This window comes from Pseudomonas sp. H2_A10 (assembly GCF_054680085.1).
Genome location: NZ_CP162821.1, coordinates 754,577 through 771,657 on the forward strand (window position 1 = coordinate 754,577; position 17,081 = coordinate 771,657).

Here is a 17,081-nt window from a genome sequence, read left to right on the forward strand (position 1 = left end):
ATTTTGACTGCATTTCAAGCGACCTTACTAGGAGGCCGGATGTTGAGCGGTTACTGCCCGCCGCTCATCCCACCGACTTTGCCCATGACAAAGCCAATGAACTGCTCAACCGTCATCTTCTGGCCGTTGAAGGTCACTTCATTGTTGGCGTAGTGCAACTTGGACACTACCTCGCTGCCCACCAGGGTCGCCAACTGCGTACCTACCGCCATGCCGCTGACCATCTCGGCGGCCATCTGGGATTGCTGCTCGATGGCTTTAGGGTCGGTCACACCGCCCAGTTGCGCCTGCAATGCGGACACATCGCCAATCATCGGCTTGGACAGCGTGAGGTTGGCATCCAGCAGCGTGATCATCTGCTTGCCCAGCTCAACCGGCGGCAGCTCCATGGAGGCCGGTTTGGCCAGGTCCACGAGCAGGTTGAACTTGCTTTCGCCGTGGGTGGTTTTCAGCGACAGGTTTTCCAGGGCCAGGTGCGGTTTGGCGGCCAGTACCTGGTTGACGTTGGCTTCGGCCAAGGCCTGTTCGGCGTCGGTCAGTTGCAGCTCCGGAGCCGGTTCGCCAGCGGCCGCGGCGGCTTGCACCGGCTGCATTTTGTCCTGGTACAGCTTGGTCAGCACCAGCATGGCCGGAATGTCGATGTTCTTCATGCTCACGGCCATGGCCGCCGAGCCCACGGGTTTGCCCTGGTAGCCAATCTCGTCGATCTTGTAGTCGACGCGGCCGGCCAGGTTGTTGTCCTTGGTTTCGCTGGAGTCTTTTTGCTCGAAGCCTTTGAAGCTCAGCACGGATTTCTGTGGGCCGAAGGTGAACTTGCTGTCGCTCAGCTCGATGGTGTTTTGCCCGGTGTAAAACCCGAAGGTGGATTTTTCCAGGTTGCTGGCGATGGTCAGGCCCGACAGGTCGGCTTCGAAGGCTTCGCCATTGGCATCCACGGCGGCGACCTTGAGGCTGTTCATAAAACCATCGGCCTTGACCTTCTGGCCTTCAGCGGTGCCGTCGAAGTTCAGGTTGGCGCCGGAGAAGCTCACCGACGATTTGTCGTCCTTGAACTCCAGCGGCAGCAACTCGATGTTGCCGTTGACCGAACGGGTGTAGCCGATATTGGCCACGCCTTTGAGCGGCGACACGTCTTTGGCCGCAGCAAACCACTTCTCGGTGGTTGGGCTCTTTTCCAGCTCATAGTGACTGGTGGCCATGACCGGCAGCCATTTGAGCGTCACCAGGCGCGAGACCGGCAGCGGGCCGTGTTCGATATGGTCGACAAAAAGCAATTCGGGGTTGGGGTTGTCTGCGCCGAACACCGAGCCCTGGCCCTTCAGGCGATAGTGCGCGGTGCTGCTGAACACGCCACGGTCGAGGGAGACCAGTTCCAGGGCCACGGTGCCGTCGACGCCGGCCATTGAGGTCTGCAGTTCCTTGTTGGCGTTCTGGATCGCGGTTTGCAGCACCGGTTCCAGTTGCTTACCGGTGTACCAGGCGCCGCCTGCACTGACGACGCCAACGGCGACCACAAAACCCAAAAGTACGACTGCTGGCTTATTCATGAAGTGACCTGATCAAATCCTGTGAGGAGTGGGCTGTCTTCCTTGAACCCTGTAGGGGTTGGCTCAAGCCCGCCGAAAGCGGGGGAAGATTAGCACTGGCGGCCACAAACGGCCCAGCCTTTCAGAGGGATCAGTTCACGACTAGTTCACGAATACTCCAATTCGATTTCATCCAACTGGTGATCAAAACTCTTGAGCCGCGCCGTCCATGTGTACACCAGCACTTCAAACTCGCGGTGTATCACCGCATTGCCGGGCGTGTCGGCCTTGGGGTCGCAGAAGTCCAGTTGGTAGCGCTCGCGGGCCATCTGCGTGGCGACGTCGGATAACTCCCGAGCGTTATTGAGCCAGTGCCGGCCGTCAGCGACTTGCTTGTCGAGCACGACACACTGTTTTTTCAGGACTTCGAGGCTTTTTTCCAGCGGTGTGCCGGTCAGGTCGCCCATCACTTCCTGGAAGGTGCGCCCCGGCTGCCAGTAGCTGCCCCAGAAATAGCGGTCGAACACGGTTTCGACTCGGCGCAGCGCAACCTTGGTATCCCAGATCGCCACGCGGGTCTTGCCTTGTTCCAGGAGTTTTTTCTTGACCCGTTGATTCTGGTAGGACGCCCAGGCGACAACGCCGATGGACAAGGTGCCGATCACCAGGCAGGCGCTGTCGAGAAAGACCATGGCCTTGTCGAGCTGATGGGCGAGCATGACGCCATAGAAATACGCGGCCGATAACAGCACCAGTGCGAAGAGCACGCACCAGAAAGCGGGAGCATAAGGGTTTTTCATTATTGGAATCCCCATGAGCAAACGCGAGCAGTGTCAGGCAGGCCGTCACGGGGCCTGCCTGTCAAAGCATAGCTATTGGCTCAGGGTTTGCTGGCTGGCGAAGCGTGCGTTCGTCCGCTTTCCCAACCGCCGCCCAGGGCCAGGAACAGATCGATCTGGCTCATGGCGACCTGAGTATTGGCCGCCGCCAATTGCGCGCGCATCGCGGTGTAGGTGCGGGTGGCTTGCAGGTCGGCGAGGAACGACTCGCGCCCGGCCTGGAAGAACCGGTGGGTCTGGTCCGCGGCTTGGCGGGCTGATTGCTCGGCATCGGCGAGCGCGTCGCGGCGCTGCAACACGGCGGTGTATTGCGCAAGGTCGGTCTGGGTTTCGCGGATGGCGTTGAGCACCACCCCATCGAAATGCGCCAGGGCGCCCTGGGTGGCGGCTTCGGCTTCATGGATGCGCGCGCGCGCGCCGTTGGTCGGCACGGTCCAACTGATCATCGGGCCGAAGCCCCAGCGGTTGGTGGCCGGCTGGCCGAGGTTGTCGAGCAGGCCAACGGTACCGACGGTGGCACCAATGGCGATGTCCGGGTACAGCGCGCCGGTGGCTACGCCGATACGCGCCGTGGCAGCCGCCAATTGGCGTTCGGCCTGGCGCACGTCGGGGCGACGCTTGAGCAGCGCGGCACCGTCGCCCACCGGCAACAGCTGGGCGATGTGCGGCAGCTCGGCGCAACCGCCGGTGCCCGCCGGCAACTGGTCGACCGGCTTGGCCAGCAGCATCGACAGGCGGAACAGCCCGGCCTGGCGCGCCGCTTCGTAGCGCGGCATGTCGGCGCGCAGCGATTTGTACTGGGTTTGCGAGCGCGTGACTTGGGTCTCGTCGCCCCGGCCGGCGTCGCGCAGCCGTTGGGTCAGGCGGGTGCTCTGGGCTTGCAGGGCCAGGGATTGGTTGGCAATCGCCAACTCTTCGTTGGCCGCGCAGACCTGGGTGTAGGAGCGCACCACATCGGCGACCAGCGTGATGCGCGCAATATCGGCGGCGGCCTGGGCCGCGTCGGCACTGGCCTGGGCGCTTTCGATGCCGCGCTGCAAGGTGCCGAACAGGTCAAATTGATAAGAGGTGGTGATGCCCACGCTGCCGATGTTGTCCACCGGGACCTTGTCCGCCAGCAAAAACGCCTCGCCGGATTCCTGCAGGCGCTGCGCTTCAGCCTTGGCCCCGGCGCTCCAGCCACCGGCGGATTGCGCCTGTTGCGTCTGAAAACGCGCGCGCTGCAAGTTGGCGGCGGCCACACGCAGGTCGGTGTTGGAGGCCATGGCCTGGCGCACCAGCTCATCCAGGCGCGGGTCTTTGTACAGTTTCCACCAGTCGTCGGGGACCGGCGCCGACACCACGTGTTTACCGTCCAATGGCAGTTGCCCTTGCAGGTCGGCACGGTTGACGGCGGCCTTGTCCGGTAGCTGGTAATCCGGCCCTACCACCTGGCAGGCCGACAACAGCAAACCCAGCGCGGCGGCGGCCAACAGCTGCTTCATGGCTGGGCTCCGGCAGGGGGTTTGTCGCCGATGATCGATACGGTGGCTGTACGCCCGGCGATCATGCGAAAGTCCGCCGGCACTTCGTCAAAGGCGATGCGCACCGGAATCCGCTGGGCCAGGCGCACCCAACTGAACGCCGGGTTGACGTTGGGCAGCAGGTTGGAGCCACTGCTGCGGTCGCGGTCTTCGATACCGGCGACGATGCTCTGCACGTGGCCGCGCAGGCGCGCGTTATCGCCGATCACGCGGATATCCACGCCCATGCCGACCTGGATGCCGTCGAGCTTGGTCTCTTCGAAATAGCCGTCAATGTGGAACGAGTTGCTGTCCACCACCGACAGCACCGGGCGCCCGGCGGTGACGAACTCCTGGGTGCGCGGCGCGCGGTCGTTGACGTAGCCGTCCACCGGGCTGCGGATCACCGAGCGGTCGAGGTTCAGTTGGGCGGAGTCCACCGTCACCTGCGCTTCGGCCAGGGCCGATTGGGCACGGGCCACGCGGGACTGGCTTTCTTCCAGTTGCTCGCTGGGCACCAGGTTGCCCAGGCCACGGTTACGCTTGTACTCGCGCTGGGCCTGGGCCAGGGTTTCCTGGCGGTCGGCCACGGCGGCCTGGGCCTGGCGCAGGGCCAGCTTGAAGCGGTCCTGGTCGACGGCAAACAGCACCTGGCCCTTGCTCACCAATTGGTTGTCATGCACGTCCACGCGCTGGATCAACCCGGACACGTCGGGGGCGATCTGCACGATGTCGGCACGGATGTGCCCGTCGCGGGTCCAGGGCGCAAACATGTAGTACATGACCATGCGCCACACCACGACGACCGCGAAGCTCACGATCAACAGCGTCAGGACTACACGGCCGATGGTCAAAAAAGGTTTTTTCATGTCATCAGGTATCGACTGAGTGAGTCCACCGCGCCCAGCAACAGCGCGTAGAGCCCCACATTGAACAATGCCCGGTGCCAGACCAGGCGATAGAAGTGCATGCGCGTCAACAACCCGTGCACCACCAGAAACAACAGATACGTAATGCCCATGAGCACCAGCAACGTGGGCAGGAACACCCCGCTTATATCCAGATCACCGATCATAAAGGCGCTCCATCGGGCAGCGGCGCTTGCATCTGTGTGCCATCAATGAATTCGACGCCAGGCAACAGCGCCAGGCGCAGGCCGGCCAACGCGTGCAGTAGGTGCAGGCGGGTGTCGTCCTCGTCTTGCAGGCCCTGGCCGTTGAGCGCGCGGCGCGTGCGGTCGAGTGTCATCAGCAGACCGCTGGGCGCGGGCAGGCGTTCACCCGCCTTGAGGCACGCCTTGAAGTAAGCGCCAACCCCCTCGACCACTTGATTGAGCAGCACCCGTGGCACGCCGAGGATGCGCGGCGAGTACGCCAGCAGGTCGAGCAGGTTCAGCGCCACCCGCAAATCGCGCAGGGCAATGCCGGTGTCCTGGCCGGTAAGGGCCAGGCGCGGCAGGTGCTGCATCAAACGGTCGAGCATTTGCACGGCCATGTGCCGGTGTTCGGCCAGGGTCGCGGGTTCGGTGAGGCCAACGATGTCGCGCCAGCTGAAACGGGTCAGGCGCTTGGCCGCCAGTTCGGCGCCGAAGGGCCGCGCGACCAGGGTCCACACAAACGCAAACAGCAGGCCTACCGGGCCAGCCAGGTTGACGTTGGCAAAGTTGAGGAAGTCGGCGTCATAGGCGCCCTGGATGCTGATAAATGAGGAGGTGTTCACCAGCGTCAACAACATGCCCAGGTAAAAGCGCGGCTGCACGGTCAGTGTGCCGATGCAAATGAACGGCACCGCGAACGCCAGCACCAGCATCGGGAAGTCATGCAGATTGGGCAGTACCAGAAACAGGTAGAGGCTGGCGAACAACACCGACATCGCGGTCCAGAAAAAGAACCGATAGATCTGCGGCGCCGGGTCGTCCATCGAGGCGAAGAAGCTGCACGCCACCGCCGCCAGGATCACGGCGCTGCCGCCGTCGGTCCAGCCCAACAAAATCCACAGTACCGAGGCGACGATGATCGCGCTGACGGTGGAAAACGCCGAATAGAACATCAGGCCACGGTCGAGGAACGGCGTGAGCCGGCCCAGCCGCCAGTGACGGTAAACGGCGCGCCAGGTGTCCTGGCTCTCGCATCGGATGGCGGCTTGCAGGCTGCGGCAGTCTTGCCACAGGTCGATCCACTCGCCCAGGCGGTACAGCGCATTGGAGAACAACAAGGTGTGGCGGTCGTCCAGCGCATCGCCTTGGGGCTGTTGGGCGTCGACCTGGTCGCGCAGGGCGCGCCAGCGGTCCAGGGGCGCGCTTTGCTGGGAGTCTTCCAACCATTGGCGGGTGGCGTCCAGGAGCGGCGTGAGGCGCTCAAGAAACTGCGGCGCGCGGTGTTCGATGGCGTACAGCGCATCGTCGAGGGCATCCACCACCGGCAGCAGATGGATCATGCGCCCGCGCAGTTCCTTGGTGTTACGCACCGTCTGCGGCCGCGCGCCTTCGTGCGGCAACTGGCCGATCATCAATTCGAGGGTGTTGAAGGTGGCGACCATGCCGCTGCGTAAAGCGCTGACTTCTTCAGGCTCCACGTTGCGCGTCAGAAAGCGCTGGCTGTAGACCTGCGCATCGGCGAACCACTTGGCCACCGAGCCATCGAACACCGGCATCAGGCGCCGTGGCCAGAACATCGCGCCCACCACGGCGGCGACGGCGATGCCGAGGAAGATTTCTTCGGTGCGCGCTTCGGCCACGTCCCACACCGCCAGGGGGTTATCCACCACCGGCAGGGCGATCAGCGGCAAGGTGTAGCCGGCCAGCATCAACGCGTAGTTATTCGCAGTGCGCAGGTGCATGGACAGAAACAGCAACGTGCCCGTCCACAACGCAATCACCACCACCAGAATGTATGGCGATTGCACGAACATCGGCACAAAAAATACCGCCGCCGCCGCGCCCATCAAGGTGCCGATGGCGCGGTACAACGCCTTGGAACTGGTCGGCCCCACAAACGGGCTGGAGACGATATACACGGTGGCCATCGCCCAATACGGACGCGGCATTTGCATGAGCATGGCGATGTACAACGCAATCATCGACGCGGCGAAGGTCCGCACCCCATAGAACCAGTCGCGGGCCGGCGGAAAACCACTGAAGAATCCGCTCACAGCGTCGCCGCCTCAAAAGCACGCAGCACACGCAGCGCGGCTTCCATATCGGCGAGCGCAATGTCCGCCAGCACTTCACGGCGCAGGCGCACCAATTGCGCTTCCACCGCTTGCACCAGCTCACGGCCGCGCTCGGTGAGGCTCAAGGCCTTGGCGCGACGGTCGTGGATGTCTTCGGTGCGGCACACGTAACCGCCACTGCACAACTGGTCGAGCAGGCGCACCAGCGACGGGCTTTCCAGGCCGGAGGCCTGGGCCACTTTCACCTGGTGCACACCGTCGCCCAAACGGCCGATCATCAACAGGGGCACGGCGCAGGCTTCGGAGATGCCATAGCTGACCAGCGTGGTCTGGCAGATTTTGCGCCAGTGACGGGCGCCCACCACCATGCTGCTGCTGAGGTGCATCTGAAGTTGTTCGAGGGATTGAGGCATTGGATAGCTTGCATACAGTTAGTTTGCTAACTATCAATATGGCGAAGGGATCCAAATACGTCAAGTTTTGAAACAATTTAGCGATGGGTGGAGCAGTTCGGTGGCAACAGCGCTGGGCTGCGAAGCAGCCCTAAAATCTGCACTTCGGTGCTCCCCTGACACGGCGGTGACCTTATTGGGCCCCCCGCCCACCGCGCAACATCAAATTCAACTCATCCACCACCACCGCCCAATCCGCATCCTCCAAGATCTCATCACGCAAAAACGCCTGCTGGGCCTGGGTCCAAAAAAACGCATCCGCCAGTTTCAATTCCGGCTTGAGCGGCGAATGAGAAGCGACAAATTGCTCGATACTGACCGGATCATCCGGCAAGCCAAGCTGTTTGAACAACGCCGGCAAGCTGTGCAGTGGCGATTCCATAGCGGGTTCCTCGTGAGGACGTTCAAGAGAGTCTAGCGGCAGCCTTCGGGCTGCGGCGCCGGTGCGTTGCACAACACAAACAACCGCGCCCTGGCACCGCCGCCGTCCTGGCGGCTGAGTTCGCGCCAGCCCTGGGGCAAGGGCGCGAAATCGTCAGGCGCTTCGTTGCTGCTGATCAACCATACGCGGCGGGTGTCGACGGGCAATGCAGAAAGGCGGTCGAGGTAGATGCGCCCACCATCCTGGTCGACCAGGGTGCCGAAGCCGTAAGCGTTCGGCCGGGTGGGCGTGCCGTCAGGTTTGGGTGGGGTGTAGAGCTGCAGTTGCGCATCGGTCTGGTCGTAATACACGTAGCTGAGGTACCACATCATGTCGCTGAGCACGATGCGGTCATCTTCTTGGTAGTTGCGATTGACGAACTCCACCGGCACGTTGAATTGATCGTGTTCGTCCACCGCGAAGTTGTTCTTCAACCCCACCAGTTCAACGCCGACAAACAACACAAACAAAGCCGCCCCCAGCCATGAAGCACGGTCGATGACCAGCGCCAGGAGGATCGGCAGCGCCAAGGCGTACACCGTGAGATAGCGTTCGATAAACACCGGCGAAATAAACGATACCGCGTACACCAGCAACAACGGCAGCAGGAAAAACAGCGCCAGCAGGCTGGCAGGGCGCAAACGCTCGCGGTCACGCCAGCCAGCAAAAAAGACTACAGCGACCAGCAACAGCGCAAAACCCCAGAACAGCGGCGGCCAGAAGCCCACCCCTTCGTCCTGTAAGACGAACTGCCAGATCATCGATGGCAGGGACAACAGGTTGACCGGTTCTTCCCAGCCAATATCCCCGCCCACTTTGAGCTGTTCGACGTGTTGCACCAGGTCCAGCAGGTTCGGCAACCATGGCAGGTACAGCAACACAATCACCCCGTTGGCCACCCACCACGCCGGGCGCGCGATCAAACGCAGGCCAGGCGCGCGCGACGTACTCAACAGCCCTATGTACGCCCAATGCACCAGCACACACAACGCCGTGAAGTAGTGGGTATAAAACCCGGCGCTCATCAGCAGTACATACGCCGCCAGATACCGTGTGCGCTCGGGCTGGCGCGCCCAGTACACCAGCGCCAGCGTGGCGCCCAGCAACCAGACGCCGAGCAGCGAATACATGCGCACTTCCTGGCTGTAGCGCACCGCCGTCGGCAACAGCGCCAGCATGACACCCGCCAACACGGCGGCGCGTCGGGTGGACAGCTGCCGCGCGAGCCAGGCGCCCAAGCCCACCACCACCACACCAGGGAGCGCACTCATGCTGCGTATCGACCAGATGCTGTCACCAAAGCATTCGATCCAACTGCGCAACATGAAGAAGTACAGCGGCGGATGCACGTCATGGGCCGCGTGAAACCACAGGTCGTCCAAGGCGTACTCGCTAAGCAGCAGGCTTGAACCTTCGTCGCCCCAGATCGCCGCTGACGTGAGGTGGTAAAGACGCAGGGCCATGGCCAGCGCCAGGATGGGCACCCACCACAAACGACCGAGCACGGCTACGCCCTGCCAGCTGCACATTTGCTGAGCGAACGAGGCCAATGCGCTTGTTTTTTCGTGTTGCCGTAACACCGACCGACGCATACCAACTCCGCTATTACCACCCCTGTGTTGGCAAACACTGCGCATGCACAACCAACCGCCACTCTAGGACAAACGCGTCTGTATCGCCTCACTAATCAGACAAATCGCCAATTTGTGTAGGCCTTCACCGAAGCACTCATCAGTTCAGGCTATGATTGCCGCCCTCCATGGACTCAGGATCAAGGACACGTCATGCGCATCGGTTTTCTGTCACCCCTGGCACTGGCATTGCTGGCCGCTATCTCATTACCGGCCCAGGCCAGTTCCGACGATACCTGCTACCCCGACTGGCGGGTTTCGCGCGACCGCCTCGATACCTGCAGCAACCAGCCGTTCCTCAGTCCAGGCAACGACAGCCGGGTGAACCTGCGCCTGTTGCTGGCCGACAAACAAGTCGCGCCACTGGCCCCCGACGCTTTGAACGACGATGACCTGTCCCAGGGTTTTGGCCCGGTGCCGTTTCCGGTGTATCGCCTCAACCGCGCCGCCAACGGAGAGACCGAACCCGACTCGGACGGCGCCGACGACTCCTCAACCGCAGAACTCGATACCCTGCTGACCCCCCTGGGCATCAAGCGCACGGAGTACACAACCGCTGGTCAGGCCTACCTTGATGGCGAAGGCAGCCGCTGCCGCAGTAACGACGATGACAGCGCCACCGCCTTCATCCGCCAGGTGGTGAAGGCAGACATGCCCACCGCAGAGCGCCAGTTGCTGGCAAAGGCGCGCCTGCAACTGCTGGTCACCTGCACCTGGGACGGCCCAGTGGTCGCCGAGCCTATCGAGTCGTCCAATGGCCGCATGCTGCGGACCTACCTGCAAGCCGCGGCCGACTTTTACAGCGGACGTTTCAGCGAGGCCGAGCGCGGTTTTGCCGCCGCCAGCGGCAGCGAGTTGTCCTGGTTGAAGGAAACCGCGCAGTACATGAGCGCGCGTACCTTGCTGAACCAGGCGCAGGCCGAAGCGTTCGACCAATACGACATGCCGCAACTCGAGCATGTGGATAAGCCCGCCCTGAGCGCTGCCGAAAAAGGCTTCATGGGCTACCTGGAAACTTATCCACAGGGCGACTATGCAATGTCTGCCCGTGGCCTGCTGCGCCGCGTGCATTGGCTGGCGGACGATTTCGACAAGCTCTCCGAAGACTTCGCCTGGCAAATGACCGAAGCCACCGACGCCCAGCGCAACGTGTCGCTGGACGCACTGGTGGAAGAAGCCGACCTCAAGTTGCTGATGGTCTGGGGCGGCAGCATCAAGGACCCGATGATGCAAGTGGTGACCGACCTGCGCTCGATGCGCGCCAGCACCCCACCGCGCCTGACCCGCGAAGACCTCGACGCGCAAAAAGCCACGTTTGCCGACAGGCCCGAGGTGTTCGAGTACCTGCAGGCCGCCTTCGCCCTGTACGTCGAGCATCAACCGGACAACGCCTTGAAACACCTGCCCCAGGAGGTGCCGTCGAGCCTGGACTATTTCGCCTTCAGCCAACAAACCCTGCGCGCCTTGGCGATGGAGGCCAAAAACGACTGGAAAAACGCCGAAGCTCTGTGGCTGCAGCTGTTGCCCCTGGCCAAGCTGCCCCTGCAACGCGATCAGCTGGAACTGGCCCTGGCCATGAACTACGAGCGCAGCGGCCAGGTGGCCAAGGTGTTCGCCAGCGACTCGCCGATCAGCGCCAAGCAAGTGCGTTACATCCTGCTGCGCAACATCGCCGGGCCTGAACTGCTGCGCCAGCAGATCGCCCAGGCCGGCGACCCGCTGGAGCGCCAGACCGCGCAGTTCGTGCTGCTCTACAAAGACCTGCTGCACAGCCAGTTCGCCACCTTCGCCGACGATTTCAAACACCTGCCGGCCCAGGTCTCTGAAGACAAACTGGGCACCAGCCTGGGCTACGTCTACAGCAGCGGCCAGGCCTTGACGTTGTTCCAGTGGAACGGCGACAAAGCCGAATCCGGCTATGCCTGCCCCACCATCGCGCAAACCGCCGCCACGTTGCAAAACGATGCGAAGAACCCTCAGGGCCTTAACTGCCTGGGCGAATTCATCCTGCGCAACAGCCTGGACGGCATGCCGTTGGAACAGGCTCGCGCCGCCGGCAGCCTGGGCAGCACCGCGTCACAGTTCCAGGGCGAAACCTTCTCGCGCCTCGACGGTTACAAACAGGTGATCGGCGACGCCAAGGCGCCGAAGAACGACAAGGCCTATGCACTGTTCCGCGCCATCAACTGCTACGCACCGGCCGGCTACAACAGCTGCGGTGGCAAGGACGTCGAGCCCGCCGTGCGCAAGGCCTGGTTCCGCCAGCTCAAGACCGGCTTCGCCGACACCGAGTGGGGCAAGTCGCTGCAGTACTACTGGTGAAACACCTGTGGCTAGGCTTGCTGTTGCTGGCAAGCCCGGCCTTCGCCGCCGTCGATGCCCGTGACTACGACGCTTTCTGGTTGTGGAGCGGCGTCACGCCCCAGCCGGTACTCAAACAGGCCAAGACCCTGTACATCCTCCAGGGCCAGATCAACTCCACCCGCCGCGCACCGCAACGTGGCGTGCGGATGATCGCCCAGGGCATCAGCGTGCCGCGCCTCACCGAAGGCGAAGTCTGGGTGGTGTACCGCGCCCATACCCTGCACTGGCCGGAAGCGGTCTACACCCAACTGCTCGGCCAGGTACAACGCTGGCGCGACGCGGGCAACCCGGTGGTCGGCATCCAGATCGACTTCGACGCCCGCACCCAATACCTGCACGACTACGCCGACTTCCTGCGCGACCTGCGCCAACGCCTGCCCTTTGAGCTGCGCCTGAGCATCACCGGCCTGATGGACTGGAGCAGCAACGCCGACCCCGCCGCCATTGCCCAGCTCAAGGGTGTGGTGGATGAAGTGGTGGTGCAGACGTATCAAGGGCGCCACAGCATCCCGGACTACGCCGCGTATCTGCCGCGGATGAACCGGCTGGGGCTGCCGTTCAAGATCGGTTTGATTCAGGGCGGGGAATGGCAGGAGCCGGGGTATTTGAAGGGGAGTGAGTGGTTTAGGGGGTATGTGGTGTTTTTGCAGAATCCTTGAGGTTCTTGACATTGGTGTTGAACCTACGCAAAACGCGTCCTCTGTCCGCGGACAGAGGACACTCAGGTTTGGAGACTCATGAAAAGTCAAGACGTGCTGATCTTGTTCAAACTCATAAGCCTGGAGCTGCAGGCCAGGGGAAAGCGCGTGAAAAAGCGCGAGTTCGCAGTGATGCAAGATTCGGAAGGTTCGGTCATTTCGACCGTCAATCAATGGCTAAACAGTGACGGTGATACCCAGGCCGTAAGGCTTGCTGATCTAGAAGACTGGCGCGGCTGGCACGATAACGAGCCGGTCGAGCAGGACAACCAGCAAAGCTACTCTGTAAGAGCCCTGGCATCGGCGCTGGGTCTGAGCAAAACAGAGGTTTCTTCATCTCTAAGCCGTTGCCGCGAGATCGGCCTGGTCTTTACGGACAATACCGACGGTTCGCCCCTCGTCAGAAAAAAAGCACTGCTTGATCTCGACACTTACAGCATTCGTTATATTTTCCCGGCAAAGCCAGGCCCCATCGTGCGCGGAGGCGCTGGGAGCCGAGCTGCGCCAGCAAGTAGCCTTTGTGGGCGGATGCACAACCGTCCTGCTGATCACCGACGAATACACTCAGGAGTCCATTCGCGGCACTGATGACGTGGACTTGGTCATCCACTTAACCAGTACCGCGGCCTGGTATCGACTGGAAGAGACCCTCAAGACCAAGGGGTTCAAAAACACCGGTCAAGACACGGTGACTTGTCGCCTGCGTTTGGGGACATTGAAAGTTGATTTCATGCCCACCGATGAGAAGGTGCCGGGGTTTTCCAATACCTGGTTTATCGGAGGATTGGAAAATGCTGTTGATTACACATTGCCCAACGGCACTGGCATCAAAGTCTTTGCAGCGCCGTGGTTTCTTGCTGCGAAACTGCAGGCCTATCAAGGAAGGGGCATGGCGACGTACTGATGTCCAACGATATTGAAGACATCATTGCTCTGTTGGACGGTCGAGAAGAGCTGATCGCGGAAGTGAAACGAGCACCTGAAGCGCTACGTCGTTTCGTGAGCGATCAACTGTCCGCGCTGCTCAAGCTGACCGCGTTTCAAGACGTGATCCAAAGCACCGCCCAAGACCCTGATCGCGAGGCCTTCATTCACAAGCGCCTCACCGCGCTGATTGATTTCGGAGCCCCCGTTTGATCCTGCACCTGAGCCTGAGCCGGCAAGGAACCCATCGTGCAGAAAACCGCGATTTCAGCGGTTCGGCGCACAATTCAGGCGCCCAGCTTTATGTCATCACCGACGGAGCGTCTAAATCCGGAAGTGGTGAACTGGCAAAAGCCATGACTCAGTATTTGCTCGAGTCCTTCACCCAAGCAGCTGCGACTGAAGTGTCTTGCCTTGAGAAGGCGCTGCGGCTGACGCTTACGCTGCTCAACCGGGTGCATTCAACTCTGTGCCCCGATTTTCCAGTCGCCGCCACCAGCTACCTGGTCCTGCTGGTTTTCGACCAGACGGCCATCACCCTTCACGCCGGTGATTGCTGCCTGGGGTATCTGGAATCAAATCAACCGGTGAACTGGCTTAGCTCGCCACACTGCGGGCCCAATTGGAAAGGCAACCTGAGCCACGCGCTTATCGCGAGCAGCCCCGCCCGTAAAAAGCTGCTCAACTGCATGAGTTACCGTCGCTCCCACGAGCCAGCGTATCAAGTCATACAAGTACTGCCAGTACACCACATGGATTTTGGCGACCGATGGATTCTGGGCAGAACTCCCGGCAGAACATCAACTCGACGCCATCACACAGCGGAGTTTTGACGGCTATTCGACCGAAGACGATGCCACCTTTATGCTTTTAAAGACGTAAGTCCCAGCGCTCACCACAGGGAGTTTTTCAACTTTTAAAAACTGTGGAGCCCCCTATGCCGTGACGGCAAATTGTCAGTCAGCCCATTCGGTACTGACCCACCGCTTTCGCGAGCAAGCCCGCTCCCACAGTTCGACCGTGTTCTGCTTCAGGACCTCAGCGCCTGGCCGCCTGCAATGGATACACCGATTCCCACCCTCCCCCCAATGCCTTGTACAACCCCACCATTGCCAACGACACACCGGTGGAACTCTCCACCCACTGTTCCTGCGTCGCCAGCAACGCGCTTTGCACGGTGAGCACATTGACGAAATCCGCCACGCCTTCGACGTACTGGTGTTGTGCGGTGGTCAGGGCGATCTGGTTCTGGCGCACGGCTTCGGCCAGGCTGTCGCGGCGCAGTTGGCTGGCGTTGTAGCGGGTCAGTTGGTCGTCGATCTCATGCCAGGCGCGCAGCACCGTGTGTTGGTAGGCCAGGGCCGCTTCCTGTTGCTGGGCTTGGCGCAGATGCACCATGCCTTGCAGGCGCCCGCCGTTGAACAGCGGCAGGCTCACTTGCGGGCCGATGGCGAACGCGCGCGAGCCCCACGAGCCGAAATCGGACAATTGCATCGCCTGCGAACCCAGGTTGCCGGACAGGGTGATGCGCGGGTAGAAATCGCCCTTGGCCACGCCGATGCTGGCGGTCGCCGCGTGCAGGCGGGCTTCGGCCTGGCGGATATCCGGGCGGCGTTCGGCAAGCTGCGACGGCAGGCCGATGGCGACCTGGCGCTGGGCTTGCGGCACGGCGGCGTCTTTGGACAGTTGCGCGTGCAGCGCTTGTGGCGGCTCGCCCATCAGCAGGCTCAGGGCGTTGATCAATTGATCCTGGCGCTGCTGCAGGTCCGGCAGGCGCGCTTCAATGGCTGCGACTTGGGCGGCGGCTTCGGCCACGTCCAGATCCGTTGCCACGCCGTCGGCCAGGCGCAGTTGCGAGAGCTTGAGGCTGTGGCGCGCGACGTCAAGGTTTTGCTCGGTAACGGCGCGGGTGTTCTGCACGCCGCGCAGTTGGATGTAGTCCTGGGCGGTTTCGGCCAGCACCGATAACAGCACGGCGCGGCGGTCATTTTCGGCGACTTGCAGGGTGGCGTTGGCGGCTTCGGTTTCGCGTTTTACACGGCCCCAGAAGTCCAGCTCCCAGGCGGCCGAGAAGCCCATGTCCCATTGGTTGAAGGCGGCGTGGCCGTTTTCACCGGAGGGGTCGCTCAAGCCTTTGCCGCTGTTGCGTTTGCGCTGGTAAGCGCCTGTGGCATCGACGTTGGGGTAACGCTCGGCGGTGGTCACCTGGCGCACGGCACGGCTTTGCGCCAGGCGACTGCCGGCCAGTTTCAGGTCGAGGTTGTCGGTAAGGGCACGGCGTGTGAGGGCCGAGAGTTGTTCGTCGTGGAACACATCCCACCAGCGCTCCTGCAACGGGTCGCTGACGGCGCGGCTGTCGGCCCGGCGACCCTGGGGCTCGCTCCATTGCGTGACCTGTGGGGTTTGCGGGCGTTGAAAGTCCGGCCCGACGGTGCAGGCGTTCAGGCTGATCAGGCTTAAGGTGAGCCAGGCAACTCGTTTCATTGCTGGGCCACCTCACGCTGACGTGCAACCGGTTGGGTATCGACGCTGGCCTCCACCGACATGCCCACGCGCAGGCGCTCGGTCAGCGGTTGGTTGGGCTCCAGCACGATTTTCACCGGAATACGCTGCACCACCTTGGTGAAATTACCCGTGGCGTTGTCGGGCTTGACGGCGGCGAACGTTACGCCGGTCGCGGGGGCCAGACTTTCCAGGTGACCGTTGAGCAACTCGCCGTCAAGGCTGTCGACACGCACCTGCACGGCTTGCCCGGCGTGCATATGGGAAAGCTGGGTTTCCTGGAAGTTGGCCACCACGTAGGCCTCGGCCAACGGCACCACGGCAAGGAGCTTGCTGCCGGGCGTGACGTAGGCGCCCACGCGCACCGCACGTTCGCCAACCATGCCGTCCACCGGCGCGACAATGCGCGTGTAGGACAGCTGATAGCTGGCCATTTCCAGTGCGGCCTGGGCACGCTTGAGCCCACCGTCGGCCGCGTCGCGCTGGGCGGTGAGGATTTCTACCTGTTTGCGCTCGGCCGCCAGCACCGCCGTGGACTTGGCCAGGCGTGCGGTGGCCTGGTCGATACGGGTCTTGGCTTGCTGCGCATTCTGCACCGTGCCCGCGCCCACCCCGGCGAGGTGGTTGTAGCGGTTCAGTTCATGTTCGGCGAAGGCCACTTCGGCGCGGTCGGCGGCGACGGTGGCTTGCGCCTGGGCGATGACCGAGCTTTGGCGCTCCAGGGTGGCGGTGGCATTTTTCAGTTGGGCGTGGGCGACCAGCGTGTCGGCATCGGCGGCCTGGGCTGCGGCGCGAAAATCACGGTCGTCGATCAGCGCCAGCAGTTGCCCGGCCTTGACCTGCTGGTTGTCTTCTACCAGCACTTGCTTGATAAACCCGGCCACGCGCGGGGCGACCAGGGTGAAGTCGGCGGCGACGAAGGCATCGTTGGTGCTCTGGCGCGGGTTGCCCAGCAAGCCCGGCGCAGCCAGGTAAACCAGCACACCGACGGTAAATACTGCGATGACGCAGACGGCAATTTTATCTTTGCGTTTCATGAGAGGTCCTTGGG

General features: G+C 62.3%; 17 protein-coding genes. 6 read left to right on the plus strand and 11 right to left on the minus strand.

Translation table 11 applies throughout. From position 1 onward, the window contains the following. Window positions 1-50: 50 nt before the first annotated feature. The 9 genes from AB4O23_RS03355 to AB4O23_RS03395 form a co-directional block, all read right to left on the minus strand. On the minus strand, window positions 51-1,547 hold the full coding sequence (locus AB4O23_RS03355) for a YdgA family protein (protein WP_017528397.1): 1,497 nt from the start codon (window positions 1,545-1,547) through the stop codon (window positions 51-53). 146 nt (window positions 1,548-1,693) lie between these two features. Next, window positions 1,694-2,326 carry a hypothetical protein gene (locus AB4O23_RS03360; protein WP_026067299.1) on the minus strand — a complete coding sequence of 211 codons (633 nt, stop codon included), beginning with the start codon at window positions 2,324-2,326 and terminating at the stop codon, window positions 1,694-1,696. Between the two features lie 80 nt (window positions 2,327-2,406). Further along, window positions 2,407-3,849 (minus strand): efflux transporter outer membrane subunit, encoded by a 1,443-nt coding sequence (locus tag AB4O23_RS03365; RefSeq protein WP_460150396.1) that lies wholly within the window; start codon window positions 3,847-3,849, stop codon window positions 2,407-2,409. Further along, window positions 3,846-4,736, minus strand: coding sequence for an efflux RND transporter periplasmic adaptor subunit (locus AB4O23_RS03370; protein ID WP_065876856.1), 891 nt, complete (start codon window positions 4,734-4,736; stop codon window positions 3,846-3,848). Before AB4O23_RS03370 ends, AB4O23_RS03365 begins: the two co-directional genes overlap by 4 nt. After that, window positions 4,733-4,942, minus strand: coding sequence for a DUF1656 domain-containing protein (locus AB4O23_RS03375; RefSeq protein WP_065876857.1), 210 nt, complete (start codon window positions 4,940-4,942; stop codon window positions 4,733-4,735). Before AB4O23_RS03375 ends, AB4O23_RS03370 begins: the two co-directional genes overlap by 4 nt. Further along, the gene (locus tag AB4O23_RS03380) at window positions 4,939-7,017 is read right to left on the minus strand and encodes an FUSC family protein (RefSeq protein WP_137220433.1); all 2,079 of its coding nucleotides are present in this window, start codon (window positions 7,015-7,017) and stop codon (window positions 4,939-4,941) included. The genes AB4O23_RS03375 and AB4O23_RS03380 overlap by 4 nt, the downstream gene beginning before the upstream one ends. Then, a complete protein-coding gene (locus AB4O23_RS03385) occupies window positions 7,014-7,424 on the minus strand; it encodes a MarR family winged helix-turn-helix transcriptional regulator (protein ID WP_065876859.1) in 411 nt (136 codons plus the stop codon). Before AB4O23_RS03385 ends, AB4O23_RS03380 begins: the two co-directional genes overlap by 4 nt. 199 nt (window positions 7,425-7,623) lie before the next feature. Next, on the minus strand, window positions 7,624-7,872 hold the full coding sequence (locus tag AB4O23_RS03390) for a DUF2789 domain-containing protein (RefSeq protein ID WP_017528404.1): 249 nt from the start codon (window positions 7,870-7,872) through the stop codon (window positions 7,624-7,626). A gap of 32 nt (window positions 7,873-7,904) precedes the next feature. Next, window positions 7,905-9,503, minus strand: a complete 1,599-nt coding sequence (locus AB4O23_RS03395) for a glycosyltransferase family 39 protein (protein ID WP_068936864.1) — start codon at window positions 9,501-9,503, stop codon at window positions 7,905-7,907. A gap of 192 nt (window positions 9,504-9,695) precedes the next feature. On the opposite strand from AB4O23_RS03395, the gene AB4O23_RS03400 reads away from it, so the two are divergent. From AB4O23_RS03400 to AB4O23_RS03425, 6 genes are all read left to right on the plus strand, one after another. Next, window positions 9,696-11,864 carry a hypothetical protein gene (locus tag AB4O23_RS03400; protein ID WP_017528406.1) on the plus strand — a complete coding sequence of 723 codons (2,169 nt, stop codon included), beginning with the start codon at window positions 9,696-9,698 and terminating at the stop codon, window positions 11,862-11,864. Continuing rightward, a complete protein-coding gene (locus AB4O23_RS03405) occupies window positions 11,861-12,565 on the plus strand; it encodes a DUF3142 domain-containing protein (RefSeq protein WP_065876861.1) in 705 nt (234 codons plus the stop codon). Before AB4O23_RS03400 ends, AB4O23_RS03405 begins: the two co-directional genes overlap by 4 nt. Window positions 12,566-12,643: 78 nt before the next feature. Next, window positions 12,644-13,192, plus strand: coding sequence for a hypothetical protein (locus tag AB4O23_RS03410; protein ID WP_225913304.1), 549 nt, complete (start codon window positions 12,644-12,646; stop codon window positions 13,190-13,192). 4 nt (window positions 13,193-13,196) lie between these two features. Beyond that, on the plus strand, window positions 13,197-13,508 hold the full coding sequence (locus AB4O23_RS03415) for a hypothetical protein (protein WP_017528409.1): 312 nt from the start codon (window positions 13,197-13,199) through the stop codon (window positions 13,506-13,508). Further along, window positions 13,508-13,741, plus strand: coding sequence for a hypothetical protein (locus tag AB4O23_RS03420; RefSeq protein ID WP_017528410.1), 234 nt, complete (start codon window positions 13,508-13,510; stop codon window positions 13,739-13,741). The genes AB4O23_RS03415 and AB4O23_RS03420 overlap by 1 nt, the downstream gene beginning before the upstream one ends. Beyond that, entirely contained in the window at window positions 13,738-14,361 is a 624-nt protein-coding gene (locus AB4O23_RS03425; RefSeq protein ID WP_267864601.1) for a protein phosphatase 2C family protein, read from the plus strand. The genes AB4O23_RS03420 and AB4O23_RS03425 overlap by 4 nt, the downstream gene beginning before the upstream one ends. 205 nt (window positions 14,362-14,566) lie before the next feature. Here the strand turns inward: AB4O23_RS03425 and AB4O23_RS03430 are convergent, their stop codons facing one another. Both AB4O23_RS03430 and AB4O23_RS03435 read right to left on the minus strand, forming a co-directional pair. Further along, window positions 14,567-16,012 (minus strand): efflux transporter outer membrane subunit, encoded by a 1,446-nt coding sequence (locus tag AB4O23_RS03430; RefSeq protein ID WP_017528412.1) that lies wholly within the window; start codon window positions 16,010-16,012, stop codon window positions 14,567-14,569. Beyond that, entirely contained in the window at window positions 16,009-17,067 is a 1,059-nt protein-coding gene (locus AB4O23_RS03435; RefSeq protein ID WP_017528413.1) for an HlyD family secretion protein, read from the minus strand. The genes AB4O23_RS03430 and AB4O23_RS03435 overlap by 4 nt, the downstream gene beginning before the upstream one ends. Window positions 17,068-17,081 lie beyond the last annotated feature (14 nt).

Excerpts from the sequence above, each read along its gene's own strand:
- AB4O23_RS03375 (WP_065876857.1), bottom strand. The coding sequence starts at position 4,942 with ATGATCGGTGATCTGGATATAAGCGGGGTGTTCCTGCCCACGTTGCTG.
- AB4O23_RS03370 (WP_065876856.1), bottom strand. The coding sequence starts at position 4,736 with ATGAAAAAACCTTTTTTGACCATCGGCCGTGTAGTCCTGACGCTGTTG.
- AB4O23_RS03355 (WP_017528397.1), bottom strand. The coding sequence starts at position 1,547 with ATGAATAAGCCAGCAGTCGTACTTTTGGGTTTTGTGGTCGCCGTTGGC.
- AB4O23_RS03410 (WP_225913304.1), top strand. The coding sequence starts at position 12,644 with ATGAAAAGTCAAGACGTGCTGATCTTGTTCAAACTCATAAGCCTGGAG.
- AB4O23_RS03365 (WP_460150396.1), bottom strand. The coding sequence starts at position 3,849 with ATGAAGCAGCTGTTGGCCGCCGCCGCGCTGGGTTTGCTGTTGTCGGCC.
- AB4O23_RS03395 (WP_068936864.1), bottom strand. The coding sequence starts at position 9,503 with ATGCGTCGGTCGGTGTTACGGCAACACGAAAAAACAAGCGCATTGGCC.
- AB4O23_RS03430 (WP_017528412.1), bottom strand. The coding sequence starts at position 16,012 with ATGAAACGAGTTGCCTGGCTCACCTTAAGCCTGATCAGCCTGAACGCC.
- AB4O23_RS03385 (WP_065876859.1), bottom strand. The coding sequence starts at position 7,424 with ATGCACCTCAGCAGCAGCATGGTGGTGGGCGCCCGTCACTGGCGCAAA.
- AB4O23_RS03400 (WP_017528406.1), top strand. The coding sequence starts at position 9,696 with ATGCGCATCGGTTTTCTGTCACCCCTGGCACTGGCATTGCTGGCCGCT.
- AB4O23_RS03360 (WP_026067299.1), bottom strand. The coding sequence starts at position 2,326 with ATGAAAAACCCTTATGCTCCCGCTTTCTGGTGCGTGCTCTTCGCACTG.
- AB4O23_RS03435 (WP_017528413.1), bottom strand. The coding sequence starts at position 17,067 with ATGAAACGCAAAGATAAAATTGCCGTCTGCGTCATCGCAGTATTTACC.
- AB4O23_RS03420 (WP_017528410.1), top strand. The coding sequence starts at position 13,508 with ATGTCCAACGATATTGAAGACATCATTGCTCTGTTGGACGGTCGAGAA.
- AB4O23_RS03390 (WP_017528404.1), bottom strand. The coding sequence starts at position 7,872 with ATGGAATCGCCACTGCACAGCTTGCCGGCGTTGTTCAAACAGCTTGGC.